Raw genomic sequence first — 26,119 nt, 5'->3', positions numbered from 1 at the left:
GGAAAGGGGGAGGGCCGGAACGGGGGTCGAGCGGGCGCGTCCGGCGCCGTTCAGAACATCTTCTTGCGCTTCGACGAGCTCAGGATGCCGAGCATCTCGCGGTACTTGGCCACGGTGCGGCGGGCGATCTTGATGCCGTCCGTCTCCTCGAGGATCTTGACGATCGCCTGATCGCTGTAGGGATTCGACTTGTCCTCGGCCGCGATGATCTTCTTGATCGCCTGCTTGACGCTCTCCGAGGCGATGTCCTCGTCAGCCACCCTGTGGATCGACGAGTTGAAGAAGTACTTGAGCTCGAAGAGCCCCTGGGGCGTGTGCACGTACTTGTTCGACGTCACGCGGGAGATGGTCGACTCGTGCATGCCCACCGACTCGGCGACGTCCCGCAGGATCATGGGCTTCAGGTAGCCCACGCCGCGCTCCAGGAACTCGCGCTGCTTCTCGACGATGCACTCGGTCACCTTGATGATCGTGCGCCGCCGCTGCTCGATGGCGCGGATCAGCCACTGCGCGCTCCGGAGCTTCTCGCTGATGAACTCCTTCGCCTTCGGGTCCTTGAGCATCCGCTGGGCGAGGTTCTCGTTGATGTAGAGCCGCTGGAGCCCCTTGTCGTTGTCGGTGACGACGAACTGAGAGCCGTCCTTGATGACGTACACGTCCGGGGTGATGGCGATCGTCTTCTCGTCGACCTCGGCGAAGTTGCGCGCCGGCACGCTCTCCAGCTTCTGGATCTCCTGGACCGCGTCGTAGACCTCCTCCAGCGGGATCTTCAGCGCCTTGGAGATCGCGGGGAAGTTGCGCCGCTCCACGTTGTGGAGGTGGTCCTTGATGATGGCCATCTCGATCGCGTCGAAGCCGAGCACCTCGGCCTGCACCCGCAGGCACTCCGACAGATCGCGCGCCGCGACCCCGACCGGGTCGAAGCGCTGGATCATCGCCAGCACCTCCTCGGCGTCCTCGGGGTGCAGCTCCGCCTCCCGCGCCAGGTCGGCGAGGCTCATATCAGGGCCCTTCGTGCCGTCGGGACGTTCTCCCCCCTTGAGGTCGAGGTATCCCTTCTCGTCGATGTTGCCGATGACGAGCAGGGCGAACTGCCGCTCGTTCTCGACGAAATCGCTCATCTGGAGCTGCCAGAGCAGGTGGTCGCGCAGGTTCGACGGCTTCGTCAGGTTCTGGTCGATCGGCGGCAGCTCGTCGAAGCCGCCCCGGTGCGCGGGCATGGCCTGCTGCATCTGGCGGTTTTCCAGGAATTGCTCCCAGTCGACCTCCTTGACCCGCTTTTCCGTCTCGCGCGCCGCGATGTCGGTGTCGCGGTCGAACCGTTCACCGTTCTCGAGCCGCTGCTCTGTCGGCAGGTCGGCGTTCCTCCCCCTCTGATCCCCCTTCTCCCCGTCCCGCGCCTTCGGGTCGGTCATGTCGTCGGCGAGGACCGGGTTGCCGTCCAGCTCCTTCCTGATCTCGTCGACCAGCTCGAGCCGCGAGAGCTGGAGCAGCCGGATCGCCTGCACCAGCTGCGGGGTCATCACAAGCTGCTGGGACAGCTTGAACTGGAGCTTCATCTCCATGCCCATGAGGAGCTCCTTCTCTCAGTTCGCCGCCTGCGCCACCCGCCGAACGGGGGCCGGGGCATTGCGCGAGGTTCGTGCCATCGAGTGTTTCATTGGTGGCCTCACCCCCAACGTAGCATCGAACGGGGCAGCGGCCCGGGTCTTGCTTTCACGTCTGCACCAAAAAATAGCGCAGGGCCTGCATCCTGTACCGCTGAACGCGGTATCAGGCTCCACCATGGCGGATTTCTCCGCCCTGCCCGGAGTGTGATCCTTGGCCTGTTAGAATCGGCCCCCGCCAACGGATCGTTGCACCATCGGCGACCGATCGGGAGGCTTGAAATCCCCGAAAAATTGGGCGATGGCGCGATGGGACAGCCGAGGGTGCGCGGACCTGCACTGGGGATCGAGGGCGAGCGCGGCGACACCTCGCAGGATCTCGAGCCCCGTGAAGATCGAGCGCGTCGCTGACGGGCGGGTCGTCCCGCTCGGGCACCGCGGGCCCGGCGAACTCGCGGGCGAGAGCGCGCACGCGGGCGCGCCGGCCTGATCTCGTTCGACCGGCGGCGGATCGTCATCCGGGATGGCGCGCACCTCGCGGCGCGCGCCGCGGCGACCTGAGCGTGCGCCCCGACGGACCGCTGCGCGTCCTGCGCTGGAGCCGGACGACGGCGGCGCCGGTCGCCCCGACGGCGTCGCCGCCGCGCGGCTCGGCCGGGCGGTCGACCGCGCCGAGGGCGGCCCGGCCGGGGGCGCACGCGCCTCGCTCGCCCGGTCCGCTCCGCTCTGGATTGTCGAGCTCGCCGCGGACCAGCCGGAGGCGAGGAAAGACCCCGGACCTCGTGGATGGCCGGGGGCTGAGGTCGACGAAGATCGTGCTGAGCAGCCGGCCGAAGGCGTACGGCTTGAGGAGGACCTCGCTCACGTCGTCCGCTCCATCGCACGAGACCGGCTCGTCGGCGCAGAAGACGACCCGCCGCGGCATCGTGCCCTCGCGCCGCAGGCGGCCCAGGATCTCCCGGGCGCCCTGGGTCCCGGGAGCGAGATCGATCAGCGCGACGTCGTAGACGCGCTCACGGGAGAGAGAGATCGCTTCCTCCAGCGTTGCGGCCGGGCTGACGACGGCGCCGCGGTTGCCGAGGAGGAGCGCCGTGGCCCTCCGGAGGACATGGTCCTGATCCAAGAGGAGAACGTTCGGTTGGTACGTCATCGGGGTTCCCTGCGGCTTTGCAGTCGAATTGCGCCGCATCGACGGGGACGGCGACGCGCGCGCGCCCCATCGTTCAGCGGCAGCATCCGCGTCCGCGGACGGTCCTCCCTCTTCGCAACGCACGTGCCGACAGCGTGGCGCCGCCGTGGCCCGACCCTCGTCGGCCCCGGTTCTCGGCGTCAACGCGGCCCTTTCGAGCGACGCCGCCGGTGAGGCCGCCCCGTCGATCCCGGGGCCGGCGCTGTGCCCATTTCGCGCTCCCTCCGCAAGGCCTCTCCGCCCCGGCGAAGAGCGCCCCCCCATGCTGTCGGCTTGCCCACCGCGTCCCCGACCGCCGGTGCGCGGTTCGTGCGCACGGGCCAGCCCAGGTTTGCGACCCCTCCAGGACGGTGCTGTCCGCCGATCCGCCCGTTGCTCCAGGCTCGGCTTCCAGGCCGAGGCCTCCCGTCCGGGCCGCTCGTGCACCTCCGCCCTGACGCGATCGGCGCAGCGCAGCAAACTCATTTTCCCGCTTGATGAGGCTGGCGTGGGGTGCCACAAGCGTGCGCGCGCACGAGTGGCGGAATTGGTATACGCACCGGGTTTAGGTTCCGGCGCCGCGAGGCTTGGGGGTTCGAGTCCCCCCTCGTGCACCACGGCTTGAATCCTGGAGGACTCGACCTCCCTGCGGCGCGACGTGCCCCGTCGTTACCCGGGGCGGCTCGGGCCGAGCGGGGTCGCCGGTGCGCGGGCGGGGTCGGCCGGTGCGTGGACGCGGCCCGCTGGGCGTGCGGGAGTGAGCCTGCGCCGGAGCGCGTGTCCGACGGCGGAGGCGGAGGCCGGGCGGCGCCCGGGCCGCGGAGCCTCGGGCGGATCGCCTCGGCGGTGTCGTCGACGGAGCGCGCGGTCCAGGAATTGCGCGACGCCCGCGGCGCGACTACGTTCGCGTTCCTCGGCCGGACCCTTTCCTCCCACCTGACCGCCGCGGAGCCAAGGCACGTAAGATGTTCACTTGGGCGATGAAGAAGATTTTCGGCACCTCGCACGAGCGTGCCATCCGCCGCTTGCGACCCCGCGCCGAGGCGATCGGCAGGATGGAGCCGGAGCTGCAGAAGCTCTCGGACGCCCAGCTTCGGGCAAAGACGGCGGAGTTCAAGGAGAAGCTCTCCAACGGGGCGACGCTGGACGACATCCTGGTCCCGGCGTTCGCGGTCTGCCGCGAGGCGTCGAAGCGCGCGCTCAAGATGCGCCATTACGACGTGCAGCTCATCGGCGGGATGGTGCTCCACAACGGCAGCATCGCCGAGATGCGCACCGGCGAGGGCAAGACGCTGGTCGCGACGCTCCCCTGCTATCTGAACGCCCTCGAGGGCAAAGGCGTCCACGTCGTCACGGTGAACGATTACCTGGCGCGACGCGACGCCGAGTGGATGGGCAAGCTCTATGGCTTCCTCGGCCTGTCGACGGGCGTGGTCGTCAATCAGCAGGGCGACGCGGAGAAGCGCGACGCGTACCGCTGTGACATCACGTACGGCCAGAACAACGAGTTCGGCTTCGATTACCTGCGCGACAACATGAAGTTCTCGGCGCTCGAGTACGCGCAGCGCCCGCTGCACTACGCGATCGTCGACGAGGTCGACTCGATTCTCATCGACGAGGCGCGGACTCCGCTCATCATCAGCGGCCAGGGGGAGCGCTCGAGCGACAAGTACCGCTCGATCAACGAGGTCATCCCCCAGCTCCGGAACGAGGAGCACTACGCCGTCGACGAGAAGGGTCACTCGGTGACGCTGACCGACGAGGGCGTGGAGACGGCGGAGCGGCTGCTCGCGGCGCTCAAGGTGCTCAAGGGCACGAACCTCTATGACCCGGTGAACCTCGAGACGCTGCACATCCTGAACCAGTGCCTGCGCGCGCACACGCTCTACAAGCGCGACGTCAACTACATGGTACGCGACGGCAAGGTGCTCATCATCGATGAGTTCACCGGCCGCGTCCTCGCGGGCCGCCGGTGGTCGGACGGCCTGCACCAGGCCGTCGAGGCGAAGGAGAACGTCCGGATCCAGGAGGAGAGCCGGACGATGGCGACGATCACCTTCCAGAACCTCTTCCGGCTGTACAAGAAGCTCTCCGGGATGACCGGCACCGCGGACACGGAAGCGGCGGAGTTCCACAGCACGTACAAGCTCGACTGCGTCATCATCCCCACGAACAGGCCGGTGGTCCGCGTCGACTACGAGGATCTCGTCTACAAGACCGAGAAGGAGAAGTTCACGGCGGTCATCAACGAGATCCTCGAGAAGCACGAGCTTGGCCAGCCGATCCTGGTGGGCACGACGAGCGTCGAGAAGAGCACCGCGATCAGCCGGATCCTGACGAAGCGGGGCGTGAAGCACAACGTGCTGAACGCGAAGCACCACGAGAACGAGGCCTACGTGGTCGCGCAGGCGGGCCGCAAAGGGGCCATCACGGTGTCGACCAACATGGCGGGGCGCGGGACGGACATCATCCTGGGCGGCAACGCCGAGATGCTCGCGAAGCTCAAGTTCAAGGAGCAGAACCGCCAGCCCGAGGCGGAGCCCGAGGCGTTCGAGGAGCTGATCGAGGAGCTCAGGAAGGAGTGCACCGCGGAGGGCAACGAGATCCGCGAGATCGGCGGGCTGTACATCCTGGGCACCGAGCGGCACGAGTCGCGCCGCATCGACAACCAGCTGCGCGGCCGCGCCGGCCGCCAGGGCGATCCCGGAACGTCGAAGTTCTACCTGTCCCTCGAGGACGATCTCATGCGCATCTTCGCCGGGGATCGGGTGAAGAACCTGATGGAGCGGATGGGCATGCCCGACGACGAGCCCATCGAGCACCCTTGGGTGACGAAGAGCGTCGAGAACGCGCAGAAGAAGGTCGAGGAGCGCAACTTCGACATCCGCAAGAACCTGCTCGAGTACGACGACGTGATGAGCGCGCAGCGCAAGACGATCTACGACATGCGCCAGTCGCTGCTCGTCGGCCGCTATTATCCCGAGATCCTCGACGAGGAGGGGAAGCCGACTGGCGAGAAGCGGGCCATCAAGCCGCTCGCGTCGATCGTGGAGCTGGTCCGGCCGGACGTCGGCTACCTGCTTGGCATGTTCGCGAACGATCCGGTGATGCCGCTCGACGCCGACGGCAACCGCCGTGAGATCGTGCGAAAGGACTTCGAGGAGACGGAGCGGTTCGTCGAGCTCGAGAACCTGCAGCGCGAGATCTACACGCGCTGGGGCGTGAAGGTCGAGCTCGAGTCGCGCGCCGACAAGGTCCTCGAGATCTACGACGAGAGCGCCGCGCTCGTGCCCCAGGCGCTCACGGAGCAGCGCGAGCGCCTGCTCGATCTGATGGATCGGATCATCGGCGCGATGGTCGAGGAGTCGTGCCCGTCGCGCAAGCCGCCCGAGGAGTGGGACTGGGGCGGCATCTTCCAGGGTTTCCGCGAGCACTTCGGCGTCGACCTGCCGGACGACGTTTCGCACATCGGCGATCAGGAGACGCTGGCGCGCGAGCTCTACGAGCGCGCCGAGAAGGCCTACGAGAAGCGCGAGGAGGAGATCGGGATCGAGCTGTCGCTACGCATCTTCCGGCATCTCTACCTGGAGGAGCTCGACAAGGCCTGGGTCGACCACCTGACCGACATGGACCACCTCCGCGACGGCATCGGCCTGCGCGGCTATGGGCAGAAGGACCCGAAGCAGGAGTACAAGAAGGAGGGCTACAACATGTTCGTCAACATGGTGGCCCGCGTCTCCTCGAACGTGGTCACGAAGCTCTTCAGCGTGAACGTCCGGCGCGCCGAGCAGGAAGAGGCGCAGATCGAGGCGGCGGATCGCCAGCGCCACGCGGCGGCGCTGCTCGACGCGGTCGCGCAGCACGACGAGTCCCTCCCGATCGGCGCGAACCCCGCGCCGGCGCTGCCGCAGCCCGCCGTCATGCAGGAGCAGGAGTGCCCCTGCGGCAGCGGCAAGCCGTTCAACACGTGCCACGGCGTCGAGGACGAGGCGACGGCCTGAGCCGGCGCCGCTCGCCCGACAGCCGCGACGTGGCAGCAAGGGCCCCCGCCGGGCCCTTGCTCCTGCGCCGGACCCCAGCATGAACACTGCCGGAGGGCCGATTCATCGGCTCGGGGAGGCAGGACCATGAAGGTGTTCATCGACTCAGGGGATATCGCGGAAATCAGGGAAGCACAGTCGATGGGGGTCATCGACGGCGTGACCACGAACCCGTCGCTCCTCGCCAAGGGCGGCAGGCCGACGAGGCAGGTGATCGCCGAGATCTGCGAGCTGGTCGACGGCCCCGTCTCGGCCGAGGTGGTGGCGGTCGAGAAGGACGCGATCCTCCGCGAGGGTCGCGAGCTCGCCAGGATTCACCCGAACGTGGTGGTCAAGGTCCCGCTCATCGACGAGGGGCTCAAGGCCGTCCGGATCTTCGCCGCCGAGGGCGTCAGGACGAACGTCACCCTCTGCTTCTCGGCCGCCCAGGCGCTGCTCGCGGCCAAGGCCGGGGCCACGTACATCTCGCCGTTCGTCGGGCGGGTCGACGACGCCGCGGGCGACGGGATGGACCTCGTCCTGCAGGTCGTGACCATCTACAGGAACTACGGCTTCCCGACGCAGGTGCTCACCGCAAGCGTGCGGCACCCCGTCCACTTCGTGCAGGCCGCCATGATCGGCTCGCACGCCGCGACGCTGCCGCTCAAGGTCATCAAGCAGCTGACCAGGCACCCGCTGACCGACGTCGGGCTCGCGCAGTTCTTGGCGGATGCGAAGAAGATCCCCGAGCTGGTATAGCGGATCCCGTGGCCGAGAAGGACAAGGGGAGCGCGGGAACGAAGCGACGCGGGAGCCGCCCAGCGGCCCCCGCGGTCGTGTCCATCACGACGCAGGGCGGGCCGTTCCAGGGGGTGTCGGCGGCGGTCGTACGCCGGCGCGCGAGCAAGATGCTCGCCCACCTCGCGCTGCAGGGCGTGGAGCTCTCCGTTGCCCTGGTGAACGACGAGGTCATCCACGAGCTGAACCGCAATTACCGGCGCAAGGACAAGCCGACCGACGTGCTCGCGTTCCCCATGATCGACCAGAACGGAGCCACGTCACGCCGGCGCGGCCGGCGAGGCCCTGTGGATCCGTCAGTGTGGCACGGCCTGCTCGGCGACGTGATCGTCTCGATCGACACGGCCACCCGGCAGGCCGCCGAGCGCGACCGTCCGCTGCTCGACGAGATCACGATGCTGCTCGGGCACGGCCTGCTCCACCTGCTCGGCTACGACCACAAGACCGACGCGGAGGAGCGCGAGATGACGGCCTTGACCCGGGAACTCGAGGCCGCCGCGGCGTCGCGGGGCAGCAGTTCCACTGGAATCCGGCCCCGCAGCGGCGTCGCGAGGCCGAATAAGACGGGGGCGCAATGACTTATCGCTTGCGATACGAAACCTCGCTTGTTAAACGGACGCCCCCTTTCGACTTGGAGGAAACATGCCCGGTTCGAACAAGCTGACCAAGGCGCAGATGATCGTTGGTCTTGCCGAGGCCACCAACCTCGACAAGAAGTCCGTGGCCAGCGTGCTCGATGCGCTCGGCGAACTGGTGAAGAAAGAGCTCGGTCCGGAGGGGCCTGGTGAGGTCACGGTCCCGGGCCTCGTGAAGATCAAGGCGAAGGAGATCCCGGCCACGCAGGACCGGGAAGGCATCAATCCGTTCACCAAGCAGCCGATGACCATCAAGGGCAAGCCGGCGAGCCGCAAGCTCCGCGCGGCGCCCGTGAAGGCGCTCAAGGACGTCTGAGCGGTACGTCGGTGGCCGCAGCTTGCGTGGCCGCATCCGGCGGCGCGAGCTCCGGCGCTCCTGCGAGCGGGCGCGCTTCCGCGCCGATGCCCCGAGCTTCGGGCGACGCCTTCACCTTGGAGCGTCGCCCCCTGAGCGCGCCCACGACGATCGCGAGGGCGAGCAGCGACGCCAGCGGGGCGTCGCCCACGCGGGTGTAGAGCGTCAGGGGCGTGTCCCTGACCGCCGGGGTCGCGAAGGTCACCCCCGGCGCAGCGCTCTCCTCGCGGGTGCGCACCACGCCGCGGGCGTCGATCCATGACACGACGCCCAGGTTCACGGCGCGCACGAGATCGCGGCGCAGCTCGATGGCGCGCATGACCGCGAGCCGCGCGTGCAGCTCCGGCTCGGCGCTCCCGGTGAACCAGGCATCGTTCGTGATGTTGACGAGGAGGTTCGGGGTGAGCGTCCCGGTGATCCGCCGCGCCACCCCGGTGAGCGTGTCCTCGTAACAGTTGAGCACCCCGATCCGGAGCGCGGGCCCCTGCTCTCGGGGAAGCGTGAGCGCGCGCGGCTCCGCGCCCGGGACGAGCCCGCCGCTCTTCTGGAAGATGCGCCGCAGCCAGGGCAGGTAGGCGCCGCCCGGGACCGTCTCGCCGAACCAGAGCAGCTGCAGCTTGTCCTGCGTCGGCTGCATCGTCCGGTCAGGGAGCACGAGGGTGGCAGAGTTGTAGCTGTTCCGTTCCTCCACGCCGTCGGCGGCCTTCACGGGCGGCGCATGGGTGATGAGCCCGGCGAGGATCGGACCGCGGACGCCCGGCCCGAGGATGGCTCGGCCGCCGCGCGGCGCCTGCCGGGCGCTGTGCGGGAGGGGGTAGGGATAGGCCGCTTCGGGCCAGAGGGTGAGCTCGGCGCCGCCGGCCTCGGCTTTCCGGGTGAGCTCGTGCAGGGTCCGCAGGATCTGCGGGTGGTTCTTCGCCTGCCAGCGCTCGTGAGGCCCCACGGCCTGGTTGACGAGCGCGACCCGCGCCGTCGGCAGGCCCGCGCTGGCGCGCTCCACCGCGGCCATCCGCAGCGCGCCGTGAGCCGCGAGCAGCCCGAAGAGCGCGGCGCTCGAGAGCGCCGGGTAGAGGATCGCGCGCGGCAGCCGACGGCGGGCGGACCGCGGCTCCGGCGCAGGCGCGCGCGCGAGCGGACGCCCGCCCGGCGCCACCCCGAAGGCCGCGAGCCCCGCACGGGCCAGCAGAGCTGCCCCCACGGCGAACAGGACCGAGACGCCGCGCTCGCCGATGAGATCGGCGAGCTGCACGAGCGCCGGCCATGGACTCATGAGGCCCGCCGGCGTCCACCCGAAGACCGTCGGGAGGCCCACGGCGGCGAACACGCCGGCCGCGAAGGCGAGCTCGAGCGGGGCGCGCAGGCGCCGGAGGAGCACGCTCGTGATGCCGCCGCAGACCGCCCAGACGAGCGACTGGGCGGCCGCGAGCAGGACCAGCGCGAGGTACGAGGCCGCCGAGCCGAGCGGCGTGAAGCGCTGGATGACCTCCGGCACGAAGCGCAGGCCCACGATGCCTGCCGCCGTTCCCCAGGCGGCGCCGCGCCCAAAAGCGCGCCAGACCGTCGGGGCGTCGTGGACGGCGGCCGCCAGCAGGGCGAGGCCAGCGATGACGGCAGGATAGAGATCCGTCGGCGGGGCCGTGAGGGCGAACGTCGCACCGCCGGCGACGGAGAGGAGCAGCGGAGCGCGGCTGTGAAGCGCGCGTGGGGTCGAGGCCTGGGGCACGATGCGGCGTTATACCGCGTCGGAGCAGCCCGGACCGCGGAGGCAGCCCCGAGGAGATCGAAGCCGAGGCGAGCCCCGCACGGTCAGGGCGGACAGGAGGCTAGGACGAGACGCTCACCAGTAGACGCTGAGCCCACCGCGGAAGAGCCCACCGCCCGACGTGTCCGTCGTTCGCCCGGTCACGGGATCCCTGAACTCGGGAACGACACCGTCGTCAGTGCGGCCGCGCACGAAGCCGATCGCGTCGATGTTCAGCGCGAGGCGGGGGGAGAGCCGGAACTCGAGGCCGAGGCCGCCCTGCACGCCGAAGTAGTCGTACTCGGTGTTCGAAACGTACGCGTCGCCGCCGGCCGCCGCCTCGCTCAAGGGTCGCTCGACGTCGGCGTGCGACATGTTCAGGCCGCCCGTGAAGTAGAACTGCGTGCGGCTGCGCGGGTTGACGAACAGCATCCCGCTCAGCGAGAGCGGCACCTCGGTCCGCTGGTAGCCGTGATAGTCGTTGCCCGCGAGGATGTCGGCGCCGAGGTCGAGCGCGAACGCGGGGACGGGCCGGTAACGCAGGCTGATCCCGACGCCGCCCATGCCGGCGTCCTCCGCGCCGCCGTGCTCGCGGCCCATCATGAGGCCCTGCATGCGGAAGTTGACCCCCCACTGGCGCCGCCAGCGCAGCTTCGGCGGCGGAGGCGGAGCAGGCGGGGTCACGCGGCGCACGATCACACGCGGCGGAGGAGCGGACCCGGGCGTCACGACGATGACCTGCGGCGGCTGGCCCGGAGGCGAGGTCTGGTAGACGACGATCGGCGGAGCCGGACGGGTCGCACGCCGGCCCGGCGGCGGGGCCGGCGATGGGGGGGGCAGCGCCTCGGCCGGGGGGGCCTCGGCAGGGTCGGCGGAAGGCGGCCCCGCGGCGGGATCGCCGGGCGGCTCCACGTCCTCACAGAACCACGCGCCTGGAGGACAGTTGTTGTTCTCCTGCGCGAGCGCGCTCATCGGCGCGGTCATCGCCACCGCAACAAGGGCATGGGTCAAGCAACGGCGCATCGGGCGACTCCTCTTCGGTGCAGGGAACTTAGCAACCGGGATGCCATCGACCATCTCGCTGAATTGTCGTCACCATGGCCGCGAAGCACGCCGGCGTGCATCGGCCGCCACGGCGCGCTGTGGCGGAAGGTTCACACGCGCGCCGTCCCGCAGGGTACTAGCTCCCACGGCAAACGTCACGGCAGGGCCGCCCCCGTCGGCAGCCCTGCCAACATCGAGAACAATCGGGTTCCATCATGCCTACGGTTACGTTGAAGCAGGGTCATGTTCGGCCCGTGTGGTCGGGGCATCCCTGGGTGTTCGCTCAGGCGGTCGCGCGCATCGAGGGCGGCGCCGTGGCCGGCGACGAGGTCGTGGTCACCGATCCGTACGGCAGCGTGCTCGGCCGCGGGCTCTACACCCCGCGCTCGGCCATCCCGGTGCGCATGTACACGCGCGAGGACAGGCCGATCGACGCGGCCCTGTTCCGCCACCGGATCGAGCGCGCCATCGCGCACCGCCGCGAGCTCGGCCTGCCCGGCCGGGCGCCTGGCCACGAGACCGACGCCTTCCGGCTGATCCACGCGGAGGGGGACGGACTGCCCGGGCTCATCGTCGATCTGTTCGGCGACACCGTGGTCGTGCAGCTCGGGACGATCGGGGTCAAGCGCCGCGAGGGGGTGATCTTCGACGCCCTCCAGGCGGCGCTCTCGCCGCGCGCGATCGTGGACAGGACCCCGGAATCCCTCGCCAAGCTCGAGGGGTTCACCGCCGACAGCGGCGTGGTGCGCGGCGACCCCGGGCTCGATCGGCTGCGGTTCGTCGAGCGAGGGCTGCGGTACACGATCCCGCTCGCGCTCGGCCACAAGACCGGGTTCTACCTGGACCAGCGGACGCTGCGGACCCGCGTCGAGCAGCTCGCCCCCAACCGGCGCGTGCTCGATGCGTTCTGCTTCGTCGGCACGTTCGCCATGGCGGCGGCCCGCGGCGGGGCGAGCGAGGTCCTCGCGATCGACGAGAGCGCGACGGCGCTCGAGGTCGGGGCGGAGTGCGCGCGCGAGAACGGGCTGCTCGACCGGATCCGCTTCACGCGCGACGACGCCCGCAAAGCGCTGCAGAGCGCGTCGAGGGAGGGCGGCTTCGACCTCGTCCTCTGCGACCCGCCGAAGCTCGCAGGCACGCGCGCGTCCAAGGACGCCGCGCTCACGGCCTACCGGCGCCTCGCGGCCGGGGCGTGCCGCGCCACGCGACCGGGCGGCATCCTCGTGCTCTGCTCCTGCTCCAGCGCCGTGAGCCTCGACGACCTCACCCGGGTGCTCGCGCTCGGCGCGCGCGACGCCCGCATGCAGGCAGCGGTGTTCGACCGGCACTTCCAGGGGGGCGACCACCCCGTCCCCGCGGCCTTCCCCGAGGGCCTCTACCTGAAGAGCCTCATCGCGCGCGTCGACGCGCTCTGACGATCGCCCGATGAAACCTCTCTCCCTGCTGACCCCCGACGACGCGCGCAGCCTCGCCGGGGTGATCTTCGACCTCGACGACACCGTGCTGGATCACGGCGCCCTCACCGAGACCGCCTACGGTGCGCTCTTCCGTCTGCGCGAGACGGGGCTCGCGTTGATCGCCTGCACCGGCAGGCCCGCCGGATGGGGCGAGGTGATCCAGCGGCAATGGCCGATCGACGCGACGATCGTCGAGAACGGAGCCGTCGCGCTGGTCCGTGAGCAGGCCGGTCCGATCGCCGGCCCTGGAGAAGGGCTCGCCCCGGTTGCTGGCGCAGGCCGCGTCGTCAAGCTCGACGCGCTGGACCGCGACACGCGGCGGGCCCGTCGGGCCGAGCTCGTCGCGCTCGCCGATGACATGGTGCGTCGTTTTCCCGCGGCTGCGCTCGCGGACGACAACGACCAGAGGGTGACCGACGTCACCATCGACATCGGGGAGCACCGGCGCGTCCCGCCGGAGGACGTGCAGGCGATGCGCGCCGTGCTGCGCGAGCGGGGGGTGAGGACGCTCGTCTCGAGCGTCCACCTCCACCTCACCCGCGACCCGGCCGACAAGGCCACGGGCGCCGTGCGCCTGCTCTCGACCCGGTTCGGAGAGGATCCAACCCGGGCCCGGTACCGCTACGCCTTCGTGGGCGACAGCGGCAACGACGGCGTCGCCTTCGCTGCATTTACATTGACCTTCGGCGTGGCCAACGTGCGCGCCCACCTCGGCAAGCTGTCGGTGCCGCCGCGGTTCGTGGCCTCCCATCCCATGGGCCGCGGGTTCGCGGAGATCACCCGCCGGATCGTCGAACTGCGGAAGAATGCACCTGAGCCGTGATCGCCCCTGCGCAAGGTGCCTCACGCTGCGATCCGCCCCACACCTGGAGCAGGTAACCTAGCCGCGACGTGCACCGAAGGAATAGGATCGAGCTTTCGGGAGGGGCGTGCCTCCCAACCCTTTACAGGGGCGCGTGTTCTCGGGGACCATGATCTTGGTCCCTCGCTCGCCAGCGGCAGCAGATGGCGTTTCGACCCCCGACCCCCGGCCTCCTCGTCGACAACAAGTACCGCCTCGCGGAGCGCATCGGCGGGGGCGGCATGGGCGACGTGTTCCGGGCGGAGCACGTGCTCGCAGGTCGCGCCGTTGCGATCAAATTCCTCCACCCCGAGCTGGCGGACAACTCGGAGCTCTCTCACCGGTTCTTCCAGGAAGCGCAGGCGGTCAACCGGATCCGCCACCCGAACATCGTCGACGTGATCGACGCGGGCGTCGGCGAGCTCGGTCCGTACATCGTGATGGAGCACCTCGACGGCGAGTCGCTGGGCATGGCGCTCGCGCGCTTCGGCCGCCTCGACATGGAGGCCGCCGTCGGGGTCGCGCTCCCGGTGCTGGAGGCGCTCGACGCCGCGCACCGCGCGGGGATCATCCACCGCGACCTCAAGCCCGAGAACATCTTCATCGCCTTCGATCCCAGCCGCGGCTCGGCCGTCGTCCGGCTGCTCGATTTCGGCATCGCCAAGGTCCTCGACTCCGACGGCCCCTCGCCGCGGACGCGCACGGGCGTCGTGTTCGGCACGCCGGACTACCTGTCGCCGGAGCAGGCCACCGGGGAGTCGCCGCTCGACGGGCGGAGCGATCTCTTCTCCGTGGGCGTCCTGCTCTACGAGGTGCTCACGGGCACGCGGCCGTTCCGCGCGCCGACCGCCGTGGCGACCGCGTTCCGCGTCGTGCACGCGGAGGTGCCCACGCTCGCCTCGGCGGGCGTGACCGTCGACCCGCGGCTCGAGGCGATCGTGCAGCGGCTCCTGCAGAAGGATCCCGCGAAGCGCTTCCAGACGGCCGGCGACGTCGTCCGCGAGCTCGAGCGCGTCGCGCCCGATCCGCCGCGACGGACGGCGGCGCTCGGCAGGCTCATCAACGTGCAGCGGCGGATGGCCCTGAGCCTCGGGGGCGCCTCGGAGAACGAGCGCGATCGGCTCTCGTCCTCGCGCGACCGATCGCGCGCGGGCACGGCGTTCGACATGAACGCCGCGCCGCCGATGCGCCTCTCGCCGTCGCTCGTGTCGGGCGGGCGCGTCACCGAGGCGCCGCCCATGATGCGACCGTCGTCCGAGCCGTCGAAGCCCGCGCCCGGCGCGACGCTCTCGAACGCGCTGCGGAACCGAGGCTCGGAGCCCTCGATGCTCTCGCAGCGCGGCGAGTCGTTGCCCACCGTGCGCAGCGCCGACCTCGGGCTCCGATCCGAGCCGACCGTGCGCAGCGCCGACTTCGGCGCCCTGCTCAACCGGCAGCGCGATACGCGTCGGCCCAACGTCACCCCGGTCCGGCCGCTGCCGGCGCGCTTCGCGGGGCAGTACCACGTGCGCGGCCCCGTCCTGCGGAGCGTCGATCGCACCATCGTCGACGAGTACGGGAGGAGCGCGCGCGACGAGGTCGTCGCGCAGATGCCGCTCCGCTACGCCGACGACTTCAAGCACGACTCGATCAACGCGCTCGTCGGATACGATCTCGAGGCGCTCGACGCGTACATGGAGCTCGCGACGTCGCTGGTGCTGCGCGATCTCGAGCGCTGGCGCGACATCGGCAGGCTCGGCGTGGGCGGCGAGCTGCACAGCCTCGTGCGCACGCTGTTCGCCCGCCCGCTGACCGACATCGCGTCGCTCATGCGCCGCGGGACCTCGATCTGGTCGCGGCTCTTCACGTTCGGCTCATGGCGCGTGGCGACCGGACCGACCGGGCGGGTGACGCTCCACATCGGCGACTTCGACCCTGCCTCGCTGCCGCTCCGGCTGTGGGTCGTGGGGATGGTCGAGGAGACGGCGCGACGCGCGTCCGGCGGGGGCGTGAAGGTCACGATCACGCTCGGCGAGCTCGGCTTCACCTCCGAGCTCGCCTGCGAGATCAGCCTCTAGCTCCGCTCGCCAGAGGCCCGGCGCCCGGTCAACGATGGCCGGACCTCTGCGCCGCTTCGAGGCGGCTGCGCTGACGGGATTCTCAGGAAGGCTTGCGCGCGCGGTAGCACGCTTGACAGAACACGTCGCGGCCCTCGACAGGCTTGAACGGGACCTCGCCCTCGGAGCCGCACGACTTGCAGGTGATCGAGAACGTCGGACGGTTGCGCGGCGCGCGCGGCTGCTGCGGCGCGCCGCGGCCCTGCGGCACGGCTCGGCGCTCGCCGGCGAACGACGGCGCGCGGTAGTTGCCGTCGTCGCGGACGGGCGCGCCGCCGCGCGGACGGTGCGGGTAAGCGCTCGGCGCCGTCCACGCGGGCGCAAGCCCCGAGTACGCGTCCTGCATCGGGCTGCGGTACTCGTTCACGTCGCCCGTGTACTGGGGCTTTCGAGGCCGACCGTCGCCGCGCGCCGCGCCGCGGTACCCGCCAGGGCTCCGGGCCGGCCCAGGGCGCTGGTGCTGCGCCGCGCGAGCGGTCGGCGCGCTCTCGTGCTCCCCTCGGTTGTCCTTGCGCGCGCGGCGGCAGGTCCTGCACCGCTTCGGCGGGGCCGCGAGCTTCCGTTCGGCGTAGACGGCGGCTTCCGCAGCGGAGAATAGGAACGACGTGCCGCAGCTCGCGCAGACAATGTGCTCGTCTCGATGCTGTTCCATGATTCCTCTTTCGTCAGGCCGACGGGCCTCGCAGGCTCACGGGCTCGGGTGCTCGGACAACTCGGGGAACAGGAGCGCCCGGGAGCGGCCCCGCTGCGCCGGAGATGCGCAATTTACGCGGGGATCTAGATGATATGGGTGGGATCGCCCTCTTGATGGGGCACGGGAGTGCCTACGGTGACATGCTTGTCATGGCGGTCAAGCGTGCCGCCTCCACGCATCGCCGGGATCGATCGCGCGGCGTGGAGGCTTTGATTTCGAAGCCCCTCACGATACCATCCGCGCGACTTTCACGAGGAGCACAGCTCCTCCCGTGACTCCCGTGACCCACCCAAGGGCAGCACCCGCCCACGCCGCGCCTCGCAGCCAGTCGAAGCAATGAGCCATCCCTCCCTGCATCTCACCGCTCGTGACTTCGACGCGTACGCCGCCGAAAAAGCGACCTCGAAGGCCTACTCACGCCCCCGCCTCGAGGTGAAGCAGCGCGCGCTCGCCTGGGCGCGCGGCGTCGTCTCCCGGCTGGGCGACCTCGGCATCTCGGTCGACGTTCACGGCTCGGACGAGCACCCCTCGATCCGCAACAAGCACCGGGCCGACTGCCAGTGGGTCTTCTTCTGGCGTGACCAGGCGGCGCGCGACGAGCTCGATCGCCTGCTCGACCGCGGCCGCTCGATCTCCGACGCGATCGACGATCCGAGCCCCTACACGCGGCACGCGTTCCTCGCGCTGCGCATCTCGGAGGGCGAAGTGCAGGTGTGCTTCGCGGTCCACCCGGACGCGAAGGTCGACGTCGACAACCTCCGCGCCCGCCTCGCGGCGACCGAGGAGTCGACGGGCGAGCCGGCCTCGCCGCTCGCCGCCGAGCTCACGAGCGCCCTCCACGCGCTCCCGGAGCAGTTCTCCTTCGGCGCCGACGGGGGCGATCGCGTTGCCTGCAGCGCGGCCACGCCCGACGCGATCGCCGAGATGCTTCGCCGCGCCGCCGACGGGCAGGTGCCGCTCTGGATCGGCTGGTCGGTCCCGCGCGAGACCGCGGTCGAGCACGCCGACATCCTCGACGAGCAGCTCGAGGACGCGCTCGTCGCGCTCACCCCCATCTACCGGCTCGTCGCCTGGTCGCGCGAGAACGATCGCATTGCGCTCGACCGCAAGCTCGAGGGCATCGAGCAGGAGCGGGCGCGCGCCCACGCCGAGATCGAGGCCGAGAACGAGCGGTGGCGCTCCGAGCAGGCCCGGGCGCGCGAGCTATCGATGGAGCAGGCGCGGGCGCGCGGCGACGAGCGCGTCGAGGCCGCCCTCCCCGCCCGCCGGCCGACCCTGGCGACGCTGTTCAAGGCGACGAGCGGCGCCGGCGCCGTTCGCGGAGGAGAGCCGCGGCCCTCGCCGAGGCACGGCGGAGAGGGCGGCGCCCCGGCCCGGCGAGCGCCGCACGGCGAGGCGGAGCAGCAGACGAAGGCCGAAGCTCCGCAGAAGCCGCAGGCCGAGCACGCGCCGCGGGCGCAGCGCGGCCCGTCCGGCGCGCCGGACGCCGCGGCGAAGGCCACCCCGGAGCCCGCGAAGGGCGGCGTGCTCGAGAAGGGCAGCCGGGTGCGCGTGCGGCGGGGGCCCTTTGGCGACAAGATCGGTGTGGTGAGCGAGCTCGACGGGCGCGGAGGGGCGCGCGTCCTGCTCGGCCTGCTCTCGACGAGGCTCGATCTCGACGAGCTCGATCTCGTGGCCGACGCCCGAGATCGGCCTGCGCTCTCGACGTCGCACCGCAAGCCGCTCGCGCCGACGCCCCGCAAGGCGCGCTGAGCGTCGCCGCGCAGCACTCTCCTCAATGATCAAGCGCGATCCTTCAACCTACCCGGTCGGCCTCGCCGCCCAGTTCCGCCACAAACTCCCGCTCTACCTGGCCGGCGCGGCGCTGCTCGCGATGCAGCAGCTGCTCATGGCCAAGCGCGACTTCCTGGTCAAGGATGCCGTCGACGCCGCCGTGAAGCTCCAGTCGGACGAGGCCTCGCGGGCGGCGCTCATCATGCTCGCGGTGAGCGTGGGCGCCGCGGTCATGCGCGTCTTCTCGCGGGTCACCATCTTCACGGCGGGCCGCAACGTCGAGTACGAGCTCCGGGCGATCCTGCTCGCGCGCCTGCACAAGCTCGGGCCGGCCTTCTTCCGCAAGATGCCGACCGGCGAGATCATGAGCCGGGCGACGAACGACCTGACGCAGGTGCGCCTCCTCCTCGGCTTCGGCCTGCTGAACGTCGTCGGCTCGGTCTTCGCGTTCGCGAGCGCCCTGTACGTGATGCTGCACATCTCGAAGCGGCTCACGCTCGCGGCGCTCCTGACGATGCCCGCGCTGATGCTCGTCACCCGCTCGTTCTCGAGCAAGCTCTTCGTCCGCACCCGCGACAACCAGGAGGCGATCGGCGCCATGAGCGACCGCGTCCTCGCGAGCCTCGCGGGCGTCCGGGTGGTCCGCTCCTTCGCGCTCGAGGCGTCCGAGATGGCGGCGTTCACGAACACGAACCAGGCCTACCTCGAGAAGAGCCTCTCCCTCGCCAAGCTGCGCGGATCCATGGGGCCGCTCATGGGGGCCATCAGCTCGGTCGGCGTGCTCATCGTCTTCTGGTACGGCGGGCAGCTCGTGCTGGACAAGCAGATGACGCGGGGGGACTTCGTCTCCTTCTGGCTGGCGCTGCTGCGGCTCACGTGGCCGATGCTCGCCCTCGGCTTCGTCGCAGCGATCGTCCAGCGCGGTCGCGCCGGCTACGTGCGGCTCAAGGCGATCTTCGACGCGATCCCCGAGGTCGTGAGCGGCCCGATGCCGTCCCCCGACGTCGTCCGCGGCGCCCTCTCCGTCAAGGAGCTGACGTTCTCCCACGGCGCCAGGAAGGTGGTCGACGGGGTGAGCTTCGAGGTCGAAGCGGGCGGCTCGCTCGCCATCGTGGGGCGCACGGGCTCGGGCAAGAGCACCATCGCCACGCTGCTCGCCCGGCTCATGCCCACGCCGCGCGGCGCGGTGTTCCTCGACGGCATCGACATCTGCGATCTGCCCCTGGAGACCGTGCGCGCCAGCATCGGCTATGCGCAGCAGGACGCGTTCCTCTTCTCGACCACCGTGGCCCGCAACATCGGCTACTCGCTCGACGATCCGGACTCGCCCGCCTCGTTCGAGACCATCCGCGCCGCCGCGGCCGAGGCCGAGGTGCTGAACGAGATCCTCTCGCTGCCGGACGGCTTCGACACGGTGGTCGGGGAGCGAGGCGTGCAGCTGTCCGGCGGACAGCGCCAGCGCGTCGCGCTCGCGCGCGCGCTCGTGCGCGAGCCGAACATCCTCGTCCTCGACGATCCGCTCTCCGCCGTCGACGCGAAGACCGAGCAGGCGATCCTCGAGGCGATCGAGCGGCAGGCGGCGCGACGGACCGTCATCCTGATCACGCACAGGGTGGCGGCCGCGCGGCGCTGCGACGCGATCGTCGTGCTGGAGCAGGGACAGGTCATCGAGCGCGGCACGCATGACGAGCTCGTCCGCGCGGGCGGGCTGTACGCGTCGTTCTCCGAGGAGCAGCAGCTCGAAGAGGATCTCGCGACCCTCGAGGCGTCGCCGTCCTCGCAGCCGGTGGGGCTCTCATGACGCAACCGAGCCCCGGAGAAAGCGCGACGATGCGGTCGAAATCGAGCAGCCCCTCGGCCGCCGGAGAGGTGGGCGCGAGCCCGCGGCGGCCGGCGCAGGCGGCGGCGGACAGGGGCCGCGGGGCGAAGAAGGCGAGCCGCACCGAGGACGTGCTGAGCCGCTTCCACGAGGAGGCGCAGCTCGGCGAGGCGTACGACGCGCACATGCTGCTGCGGCTATGGCCGTTCGTTCGTCCGCAGAGCAAGCACCTCGCGCTCTCGCTGTCGCTGCTCATCGTCACCGCCCTGCTGGCGCTGATGCGCCCGCTCATCATGCGCGACGCGCTCGACGCCTTCGACTCGCCCGGCGGGCTCGATCGCCTCACGCGCAACGGCTTCCTGCTCACGGGCATCATGCTGGCGGAGCAGTCGCTCGCGTTCCCGCAGCTCTACCTGATGCAGCTCGCCGGCGCGCGCGCGATGGCCGACCTGCGCGTGCGCGTCTTCGGGTTCTTGCACACGAGGCGCCTCGGGTTCTTCGATCGCACGCCGGTCGGCCGGCTCGTCACGCGGGTGACGAACGACGTGGACGCGATCGGCGAGATGTTCGCGTCCGGCGCGCTCAACGCGTTCGGCGATCTGATCCGCCTCGCCGTCATCGTCGTGGTGATGGTGTCGCTCGACTGGCGCATGTCGTTGCTCGCCTTCGCGGCGGTGCCCCCCGTCGCCCTCGGCGTCAACTGGACGCGGCGCCGGATCCGCGACGCCTTCCGGGAGGTGCGGGCGAAGACGGCGAGGATGAACGCGTACCTCAACGAGCAGGTCTCCGGGATGGCCGTCGTGCAGGCCTACGCCAGGGAGGAGCGCTCAGCCGAGGAGTTCGACGAGATCAACGCGGCCTACCGCAGCGCGAACAACCGCTCCATCGTGCTCGACGCGACGCTCGACGCCGCCATCGAGATGGTCTCGAGCGTCTGCATCGCCGCGGTGCTCTGGTACGCCGGCGTGAAGAGCCTGAAGGAGGAGATCTCCTTCGGGACGCTGTTCGCGTTCGTCGCCTACATCGACATGTTCTTCGTCCCGATCCGCGATCTCTCGGCTCGGTACACGCTGCTGCAGTCCGCGATGGCCGGCGCAGAGCGCATCTTCGAGCTGCTCGACAACAAGGACGAGGACGCGACGGCGGCGGCGAGCGGCGGCGGCCCGACGGAGGCCGCGGACGAGGGCGTCGCGTTCGAGCTCGAGAACGTCGTGTTCGGCTACAAGCCGGGCGCGCCCGTGCTGCGGCAGGTCTCGATGGCTGCGAGGAGCGGCGAGAAGGTCGCGCTGGTCGGCGCGACCGGCGCCGGCAAGAGCACCGTGGCGTCGCTGCTGCTCCGCCTCTACGACGTCGAGGAGGGCGCCGTGCGGGTCTTCGGCCGCGACGTCAGCGCGTACCCTCGCGACGAGCTGCGCCGCAAGTTCGCCGTCGTCCCCCAGGACGTGTTCCTGTTCCCCGGCACGGTGCTCACGAACATCGCGGCCGGCGACGCGACCCCGGATCGCGCGAAGGTGGTGAACGCGCTGAACCGCATCGGCGCGCTCGATCTCTTCGAGCGCCGCGAGGACGGCCTCGACGCCCCGGTGCTCGAGCGCGGCAGCAACTTCAGCGCCGGCGAGCGCCAGCTGATCGCCTTCGCCCGCGCCCTCTACCGCGATCCGCCGCTCCTCATCCTGGACGAGGCCACGGCCAACGTCGACAGCGACACCGAGGCGCGCCTGCAGCGCGCGCTCGAGGGCGCCATGGAGGGGCGCACCGCGCTGATCATCGCGCACCGCCTCTCCACGATCCGCGCCGTCGATCGCATCGTCGTCTTCCACAAGGGCTGCGTCGTCGAGCAGGGCACGCACGAGGATCTGCTCGCCGCAGGCGGCGTCTACAGCAAGCTGTACCGGCTCCAGTTCGCCCGGCAGGCGGTGGCGCAGGCCTAGGGAGCAGCGGGCTCCGGGTCATCGCCGTAGCACTTGCCGACGACGGCGCCTCCCGTCGCGCCCTCGTCAGCGCCGTCCGCGCCTCCGGCGACCACCCGCAGCCAGTACTCGGAGCAGCTGTCGTTCATGACGATCAGGTGCCCGTCGTCCACGCAGGTCACCTCGGCCTGGTTGCCCGCCGCCTGCGCCAGCGTGCCGCCGTGCTTCGTGCCGTCGCTCTCGAACGACAGGTAGACCTGCCACCATCGCGGCCGCGCGCCGAGCCCGTGCTTGAGCGCGTACCGCATGCCGCCCGGAAAATAGAGCAGCTCGCCGTCCGGCGCCGACGTCTCGTAGACGCCCCCCTCGGGCGCGGCCTCGGTGAACTCGATGGGCGGGTTCGCGCTCTCGGACCGGTCGCACCGGCTCGGCGCGCACCCCGCCGCGAGCGCGGCCGACGCCCCCACCGCGCAGGCGACGGCCCACCCCGAGCGCCGCGCAGCACCTCCGCCCGCGCCCTGGCTTCGCATGGCTCAGCCGAGCCAGCGCGCGGCGTCGAGCGCGTGGTAGGTGAGGATGAAGTCGGCCCCGGCGCGCCGGATCGACGTGAGCAGCTCGAGCACCGCGCGCTTCTCTTCGATCATCCCGCGCTCCGCGGCCGCCTTGATCATCGCGTACTCGCCGCTGACGTTGTAGGCGCCGAGCGGCAACGTCGTCGCCTCGCGCACGCGCGCGATGACGTCGAGGTACGCGAGCGCGGGCTTGACCATGAGCATGTCAGCCCCCTCCTCCTCATCGAGCGCCGCCTCGCGCAGACCCTCGCGCGCGTTCCCGGGGTCCATCTGGTAGCCCGCCCGGTCGCCGAACTTGGGCGCGCAGTCCGCCGCTTCACGGAACGGCCCGTAGAAGCCGGACGCGTACTTCACGGCGTAGGAGAGGATCGCCGTCCCCGTCAGCGACTCGGCGTCGAGCGCGCGCCGGATGGCGGCGACGCGGCCGTCCATCATGTCGCTCGGCGCGACAACGTCGGCCCCCGCCTTGGCGTGGACGACCGCCGCCCGCGCGAGCACCTCCAGCGTCGCGTCGTTGTCGACGTCCACCGCGCCGGACGCGTCCTGCCGGAGCAGGCCGCAGTGGCCGTGATCGGTGTACTCGTCCACGCACACGTCGGTGATCACGAGGAGCTCCGGCACCGCCTCCTTCATCGCCTTCACGGCGCGCGGGACGGGGCCATCCGCGTCGTACGCGCTCGATCCCGACGCGTCCTTGATGCGCGGGAGCCCGAACAGGATCGTGCCGCCGATGCCGAGCTCCTTGCAGAGCCGCGCCTGCGCCGCCGCGGCGCTCACGGGCAGCTGCGAGACGCCCGGCATCGTCCCGACCGGGCGAGGCGCGTCGAGCGCCTCGTTGAAAAAGAGGGGGAGGACGAAATCCCCCGGGTTGAGGGACGTCTCCCGCACCAGGGCGCGGAGGGCGGGCGAGCGGCGGAGCCGGCGCGGTCTCTTCGTGGGGAACACGGCGGCGGAGCATAGCAGCCCTTCGCCCGCGGGGACCGCTCCGGTCTCGCCGCGCGCGATCCGTGGATCGCCTGAGCGCAGGAATCGGCTAGTGTTCGCCCGAAACCGCCAGCATGAGATCGGCCATCCACTTCCCTTCTTCCGGCCGCGCCCGCCCCGCCGCGCGGAGATCGCTCAGCGCTGGGCCGCTCCGGGGCGCGCGCTCGAGCGCGCCGCCGGCCCGGAACGCGGCGGGGGCAGGGGCGTCTGCTGGGACGAGAGCGGGACCGTATCGTCGTCGTCCGCTGCCGAGACCTCGTCCGGCTGTTCCGCAGGCGTCTCCGTGGCGGCGACCGTGACCATTGCAATGTCGGACAGCGGGCACCACACGGTCCAGGTCTCATTGCGGACGAAGCTATCGAGCGGGACGATTCCGCTCTCGATGCCGCGCGCGAGCTGGTCGAGCTTCACCGGCCCGACCGATCGCTCGCCGTTGGTGACGTACCATCGGTCCGGAAAGCCGCGCTCTGAGCTCCGCAGCTCCTCGAACAGTTTCACAGATCTCATCGAATGGACTCCAGAAACCGTCGGACGTTGAATCGAACGGGTGCGATTCTATACCCTTAACGCACCGAGTCAACTTCACTGCAGAATCGCTATGACAATCAACGTCTGCCATGAATGAACGAGAGAACGACGGGAGTTTGACGGTGGTTCCCAGGCGTGACGACCCCTCCGAGGAAGGCCACGGCGTGGCGGCCCTGCGGGCCGCGGGCGGGGGGCCGGCCGCGGCCAAGCCAGGCGTCGTGTACCTCGTCGGCGCGGGCCCGGGGGACCCGGGGCTCTTCACGCTGCGCGGCGCAGAGCTCCTCGCCACGGCCGACGTCGTGCTGCACGACGAGCTCGTCCACCCTGCGCTGCTGGACGGCGTTCGGGAGGGCGCCGAGGTGCGCTCGGTCGGCAAGCGCGGCGGCGATCGGGTGGTGAAGGACGCGAAGCAGGCGGAGATCGACGCGGAGCTCGTCGCGCTCGGGCTCGCGGGCCGCAGCGTCGTGCGCCTGAAGGGGGGCGATCCGTTCCTCTTCGGGCGCGGCTCGGAGGAGGCGGAGGCGCTCGCGCGGGCCGGGGTGCCGTTCGAGGTGGTGCCGGGCGTCTGCTCTCCCCTCGGCGCGACGGCCTACGCCGGCATCTCGCTGACGCACCGGAACATCGCCTCCAGCGTGATGATCGTCAGCGGCGTCACCCGAGCGGGCAGAGCGTTCGACTGGAGCGAGCTCGCCTCGGTCCGCGGGACGATCTGCGTCCTGATGGGCATGCAGGCGCTCGACGCGGTGGTCGCGGGGCTGATCGGGCCGGGGCGCCGCGATCCCGCGACGCCGGCGGCGGCCATCCAGTGGGGCACGCGGGCCGACCAGCGCGTCGTCTCGAGCCGCCTCGACGAGCTGCCCCGCCGCGCCAGGGAGGCGGGGCTCCAGAGCCCGGCGGTCATCGTCGTCGGCGCCGTCACCGGCCTGCGCGACGCGCTGCGCTGGTTCGACCGGAAGCCGCTGTTCGGCAAGCGGGTCCTCGTGACCCGGCCGCGTCACCAGGCGCGCTCGACGGCGCGGCTCATCCGCCTCCGCGGCGGCGAGGCGGTCGAGCTCGCGACCATCGAGATCCACCCGCCCCCCCACCCCGCGCGGGTCACCGAGGCCGTCCGCGGGCTCTCGGGGTACCACGCCGTCGTCTTCACGAGCGAGAACGGGGTGGCCTGCTTCTTCAAGGAGCTGGAGCGGCTCGGCCTGGACGCGCGCGCCTTCGGCTCGGCCCGCCTCGCCGCGATCGGGGCCGGGACGGCCGCCGCGCTCACCGCGCGCGGCGTCCGCGCCGACATCGTCCCGAAGGAGTTCCGCGGCGAGGAGCTCGCGGAGGCCCTCCTCGCCGACCCCGCGCTGGCCGAGCGCAGGGCGGCGCGCCCCCCGGTCCGCGTCCTCCTCGCGCGCGCCCTCGTCGCCCGCGAAGTGCTCCCCGAACGCCTCCGCGCCGCCGGCTGCGAGGTGGACGTGGTGCCCGTCTACGAGACCCGTCCTGCGTCGAGTGATCGCCGCGAGGAGCTGCTCCGGGCGCTCTCGGCGGACGAGATCGACGTCGTGCTGCTCACATCGAGCAGCACCGTCGATAGCCTCTGCGATCTCCTCGGCGAGGGCGCCGCAGCGCGCCTCGACCGCGTGCTCCTCGCGAGCATCGGCCCGATCACGACCGCGACCGCCGAGAAGTGGGGGCTCCGGGTCGGCGTGACCGCCGAGGTGAGCACCACAGCAGGTCTCCTGGACGCGCTGGATCGACATTTCGCTGCGTTGCAAGCTGCCCCGGCAAGCGCCGATAACTGAGGCGCTGGTCGCACGATGTGCGGCGAGCTCCACGGCGCAAAAAAAGCGTCGCAGCGGACCTGGGGGGGAGGTCTCCGCCGCGACGCTCGAGCTCACAGAAAGCACGAGGCGTGCCTGCACCTTCCTGGAGTGAATTCAGATACTTAGGACGCCGAAGCCGGATCTCCCTTGCGTTCCTGCGCTCCCCTCGCGACAGAGATGCAAGGGATTTCCCGATGCAGCAGTACCGTTGAATATCTACAAGCGCATTCCTCAGGTCGGAGCAGGCGTACAGCGTCACCGCCGGACAGCATCGGT

19 protein-coding genes and 1 tRNA gene are annotated in these 26,119 nt (G+C 70.8%); 12 read left to right on the top strand and 8 right to left on the bottom strand.

Annotated elements, in window-relative coordinates; all coding sequences use genetic code 11:
* Nucleotides 1–50: 50 nt before the first annotated feature.
* Both rpoN and WME75_RS00160 read right to left on the bottom strand, forming a co-directional pair.
* Entirely contained in the window at nt 51–1,571 is a 1,521-nt protein-coding gene (gene rpoN, locus WME75_RS00165) for an RNA polymerase factor sigma-54 (RefSeq protein WP_437485171.1), read from the bottom strand.
* 550 nt (nt 1,572–2,121) lie between these two features.
* Nucleotides 2,122–2,757 (bottom strand): response regulator, encoded by a 636-nt coding sequence (locus WME75_RS00160; RefSeq protein WP_437485169.1) that lies wholly within the window; start codon nt 2,755–2,757, stop codon nt 2,122–2,124.
* 550 nt (nt 2,758–3,307) lie between these two features.
* Here WME75_RS00160 and WME75_RS00155 point away from each other — a divergent pair.
* The 5 genes from WME75_RS00155 (at nt 3,308) to WME75_RS00135 (ending at nt 8,543) form a co-directional block, all read left to right on the top strand.
* Nucleotides 3,308–3,392 (top strand) — tRNA-Leu (locus WME75_RS00155).
* A 348-nt stretch (nt 3,393–3,740) separates the two neighbouring features.
* A complete protein-coding gene (secA, locus tag WME75_RS00150; RefSeq protein ID WP_437485167.1) occupies nt 3,741–6,776 on the top strand; it encodes a preprotein translocase subunit SecA in 3,036 nt (1,011 codons plus the stop codon).
* A gap of 126 nt (nt 6,777–6,902) precedes the next feature.
* Nucleotides 6,903–7,553, top strand: coding sequence for a fructose-6-phosphate aldolase (gene fsa / locus WME75_RS00145; protein ID WP_437485165.1), 651 nt, complete (start codon nt 6,903–6,905; stop codon nt 7,551–7,553).
* 8 nt (nt 7,554–7,561) lie between these two features.
* Nucleotides 7,562–8,170 carry an rRNA maturation RNase YbeY gene (ybeY, locus tag WME75_RS00140; protein ID WP_437485163.1) on the top strand — a complete coding sequence of 203 codons (609 nt, stop codon included), beginning with the start codon at nt 7,562–7,564 and terminating at the stop codon, nt 8,168–8,170.
* Nucleotides 8,171–8,234: 64 nt separating this feature from the next.
* On the top strand, nt 8,235–8,543 hold the full coding sequence (locus WME75_RS00135) for an HU family DNA-binding protein (protein ID WP_437485161.1): 309 nt from the start codon (nt 8,235–8,237) through the stop codon (nt 8,541–8,543).
* On the opposite strand, the gene lnt is transcribed toward WME75_RS00135, so the two are convergent.
* A complete protein-coding gene (lnt, locus tag WME75_RS00130) occupies nt 8,530–10,305 on the bottom strand; it encodes an apolipoprotein N-acyltransferase (protein WP_437485159.1) in 1,776 nt (591 codons plus the stop codon). The genes WME75_RS00135 and lnt overlap by 14 nt on opposite strands.
* A gap of 114 nt (nt 10,306–10,419) precedes the next feature.
* Entirely contained in the window at nt 10,420–11,346 is a 927-nt protein-coding gene (locus WME75_RS00125) for a hypothetical protein (RefSeq protein ID WP_437485157.1), read from the bottom strand.
* Between the two features lie 236 nt (nt 11,347–11,582).
* Here WME75_RS00125 and WME75_RS00120 point away from each other — a divergent pair, with 236 nt between their 5' ends.
* The 3 genes from WME75_RS00120 to WME75_RS00110 all read left to right on the top strand — a co-directional run bounded on the left by WME75_RS00120 (nt 11,583) and on the right by WME75_RS00110 (nt 15,722).
* Nucleotides 11,583–12,782, top strand: coding sequence for a class I SAM-dependent rRNA methyltransferase (locus WME75_RS00120; RefSeq protein ID WP_437485155.1), 1,200 nt, complete (start codon nt 11,583–11,585; stop codon nt 12,780–12,782).
* A 10-nt stretch (nt 12,783–12,792) separates the two neighbouring features.
* Complete coding sequence (locus WME75_RS00115) at nt 12,793–13,647, top strand: HAD hydrolase family protein (protein ID WP_437485153.1); 855 nt, start codon at nt 12,793–12,795, stop codon at nt 13,645–13,647.
* A 182-nt stretch (nt 13,648–13,829) separates the two neighbouring features.
* Nucleotides 13,830–15,722 (top strand): serine/threonine-protein kinase, encoded by a 1,893-nt coding sequence (locus WME75_RS00110; RefSeq protein ID WP_437485151.1) that lies wholly within the window; start codon nt 13,830–13,832, stop codon nt 15,720–15,722.
* Between the two features lie 82 nt (nt 15,723–15,804).
* On the opposite strand, the gene WME75_RS00105 is transcribed toward WME75_RS00110, so the two are convergent.
* Nucleotides 15,805–16,413 carry a zinc-ribbon domain containing protein gene (locus WME75_RS00105; protein WP_437485149.1) on the bottom strand — a complete coding sequence of 203 codons (609 nt, stop codon included), beginning with the start codon at nt 16,411–16,413 and terminating at the stop codon, nt 15,805–15,807.
* A 378-nt stretch (nt 16,414–16,791) separates the two neighbouring features.
* On the opposite strand from WME75_RS00105, the gene WME75_RS00100 reads away from it, so the two are divergent.
* Genes WME75_RS00100 through WME75_RS00090 form a run of 3 tightly spaced genes read left to right on the top strand, consistent with a single transcriptional unit; the run spans nt 16,792 to nt 21,978 of the window.
* Nucleotides 16,792–18,207: a hypothetical protein gene (locus tag WME75_RS00100; RefSeq protein WP_437485147.1), complete on the top strand. Its 1,416-nt coding sequence runs from the start codon at nt 16,792–16,794 to the stop codon at nt 18,205–18,207.
* A 25-nt stretch (nt 18,208–18,232) separates the two neighbouring features.
* Entirely contained in the window at nt 18,233–20,029 is a 1,797-nt protein-coding gene (locus tag WME75_RS00095) for an ABC transporter ATP-binding protein (protein WP_437485145.1), read from the top strand.
* A gap of 29 nt (nt 20,030–20,058) precedes the next feature.
* Complete coding sequence (locus WME75_RS00090; RefSeq protein WP_437485143.1) at nt 20,059–21,978, top strand: ABC transporter ATP-binding protein; 1,920 nt, start codon at nt 20,059–20,061, stop codon at nt 21,976–21,978.
* On the opposite strand, the gene WME75_RS00085 is transcribed toward WME75_RS00090, so the two are convergent.
* The 3 genes from WME75_RS00085 to WME75_RS00075 all read right to left on the bottom strand — a co-directional run bounded on the left by WME75_RS00085 (nt 21,975) and on the right by WME75_RS00075 (nt 24,020).
* Nucleotides 21,975–22,487, bottom strand: coding sequence for a hypothetical protein (locus WME75_RS00085; RefSeq protein WP_437485141.1), 513 nt, complete (start codon nt 22,485–22,487; stop codon nt 21,975–21,977). The two genes, WME75_RS00090 and WME75_RS00085, sit on opposite strands and share 4 nt — an antisense overlap.
* Nucleotides 22,488–22,490: 3 nt before the next feature.
* Entirely contained in the window at nt 22,491–23,474 is a 984-nt protein-coding gene (gene hemB / locus WME75_RS00080; RefSeq protein ID WP_437485139.1) for a porphobilinogen synthase, read from the bottom strand.
* A 174-nt stretch (nt 23,475–23,648) separates the two neighbouring features.
* A complete protein-coding gene (locus tag WME75_RS00075) occupies nt 23,649–24,020 on the bottom strand; it encodes a DUF4339 domain-containing protein (RefSeq protein ID WP_437485137.1) in 372 nt (123 codons plus the stop codon).
* Between the two features lie 110 nt (nt 24,021–24,130).
* On the opposite strand from WME75_RS00075, the gene cobA reads away from it, so the two are divergent.
* Complete coding sequence (gene cobA / locus WME75_RS00070; protein WP_437485135.1) at nt 24,131–25,822, top strand: uroporphyrinogen-III C-methyltransferase; 1,692 nt, start codon at nt 24,131–24,133, stop codon at nt 25,820–25,822.
* Nucleotides 25,823–26,119: the final 297 nt, after the last annotated feature.

Origin of the sequence: Sorangium sp. So ce1014 (assembly GCF_051521505.1) — a bacterium.
Taxonomy (GTDB): Bacteria; Myxococcota_A; Polyangia; order Polyangiales; family Polyangiaceae; genus Sorangium.
The sequence above is the reverse complement of the archived record's forward strand: the minus strand, read 5'-3'. Positions and strand labels throughout refer to the sequence as shown.

Bases quoted from the DNA above. Each gene is read 5' to 3' on its own strand.
- rpoN (WP_437485171.1), bottom strand. From the start codon at position 1,571: ATGGGCATGGAGATGAAGCTCCAGTTCAAGCTGTCCCAGCAGCTTGTG.
- WME75_RS00160 (WP_437485169.1), bottom strand. From the start codon at position 2,757: ATGACGTACCAACCGAACGTTCTCCTCTTGGATCAGGACCATGTCCTC.
- secA (WP_437485167.1), top strand. From the start codon at position 3,741: ATGTTCACTTGGGCGATGAAGAAGATTTTCGGCACCTCGCACGAGCGT.
- fsa (WP_437485165.1), top strand. From the start codon at position 6,903: ATGAAGGTGTTCATCGACTCAGGGGATATCGCGGAAATCAGGGAAGCA.
- WME75_RS00135 (WP_437485161.1), top strand. From the start codon at position 8,235: ATGCCCGGTTCGAACAAGCTGACCAAGGCGCAGATGATCGTTGGTCTT.
- WME75_RS00125 (WP_437485157.1), bottom strand. From the start codon at position 11,346: ATGCGCCGTTGCTTGACCCATGCCCTTGTTGCGGTGGCGATGACCGCG.
- WME75_RS00120 (WP_437485155.1), top strand. From the start codon at position 11,583: ATGCCTACGGTTACGTTGAAGCAGGGTCATGTTCGGCCCGTGTGGTCG.
- WME75_RS00115 (WP_437485153.1), top strand. From the start codon at position 12,793: ATGAAACCTCTCTCCCTGCTGACCCCCGACGACGCGCGCAGCCTCGCC.
- WME75_RS00110 (WP_437485151.1), top strand. From the start codon at position 13,830: ATGGCGTTTCGACCCCCGACCCCCGGCCTCCTCGTCGACAACAAGTAC.
- WME75_RS00105 (WP_437485149.1), bottom strand. From the start codon at position 16,413: ATGGAACAGCATCGAGACGAGCACATTGTCTGCGCGAGCTGCGGCACG.
- WME75_RS00100 (WP_437485147.1), top strand. From the start codon at position 16,792: ATGAGCCATCCCTCCCTGCATCTCACCGCTCGTGACTTCGACGCGTAC.
- WME75_RS00095 (WP_437485145.1), top strand. From the start codon at position 18,233: ATGATCAAGCGCGATCCTTCAACCTACCCGGTCGGCCTCGCCGCCCAG.
- WME75_RS00090 (WP_437485143.1), top strand. From the start codon at position 20,059: ATGCGGTCGAAATCGAGCAGCCCCTCGGCCGCCGGAGAGGTGGGCGCG.
- WME75_RS00085 (WP_437485141.1), bottom strand. From the start codon at position 22,487: ATGCGAAGCCAGGGCGCGGGCGGAGGTGCTGCGCGGCGCTCGGGGTGG.
- WME75_RS00075 (WP_437485137.1), bottom strand. From the start codon at position 24,020: ATGAGATCTGTGAAACTGTTCGAGGAGCTGCGGAGCTCAGAGCGCGGC.
- cobA (WP_437485135.1), top strand. From the start codon at position 24,131: ATGAATGAACGAGAGAACGACGGGAGTTTGACGGTGGTTCCCAGGCGT.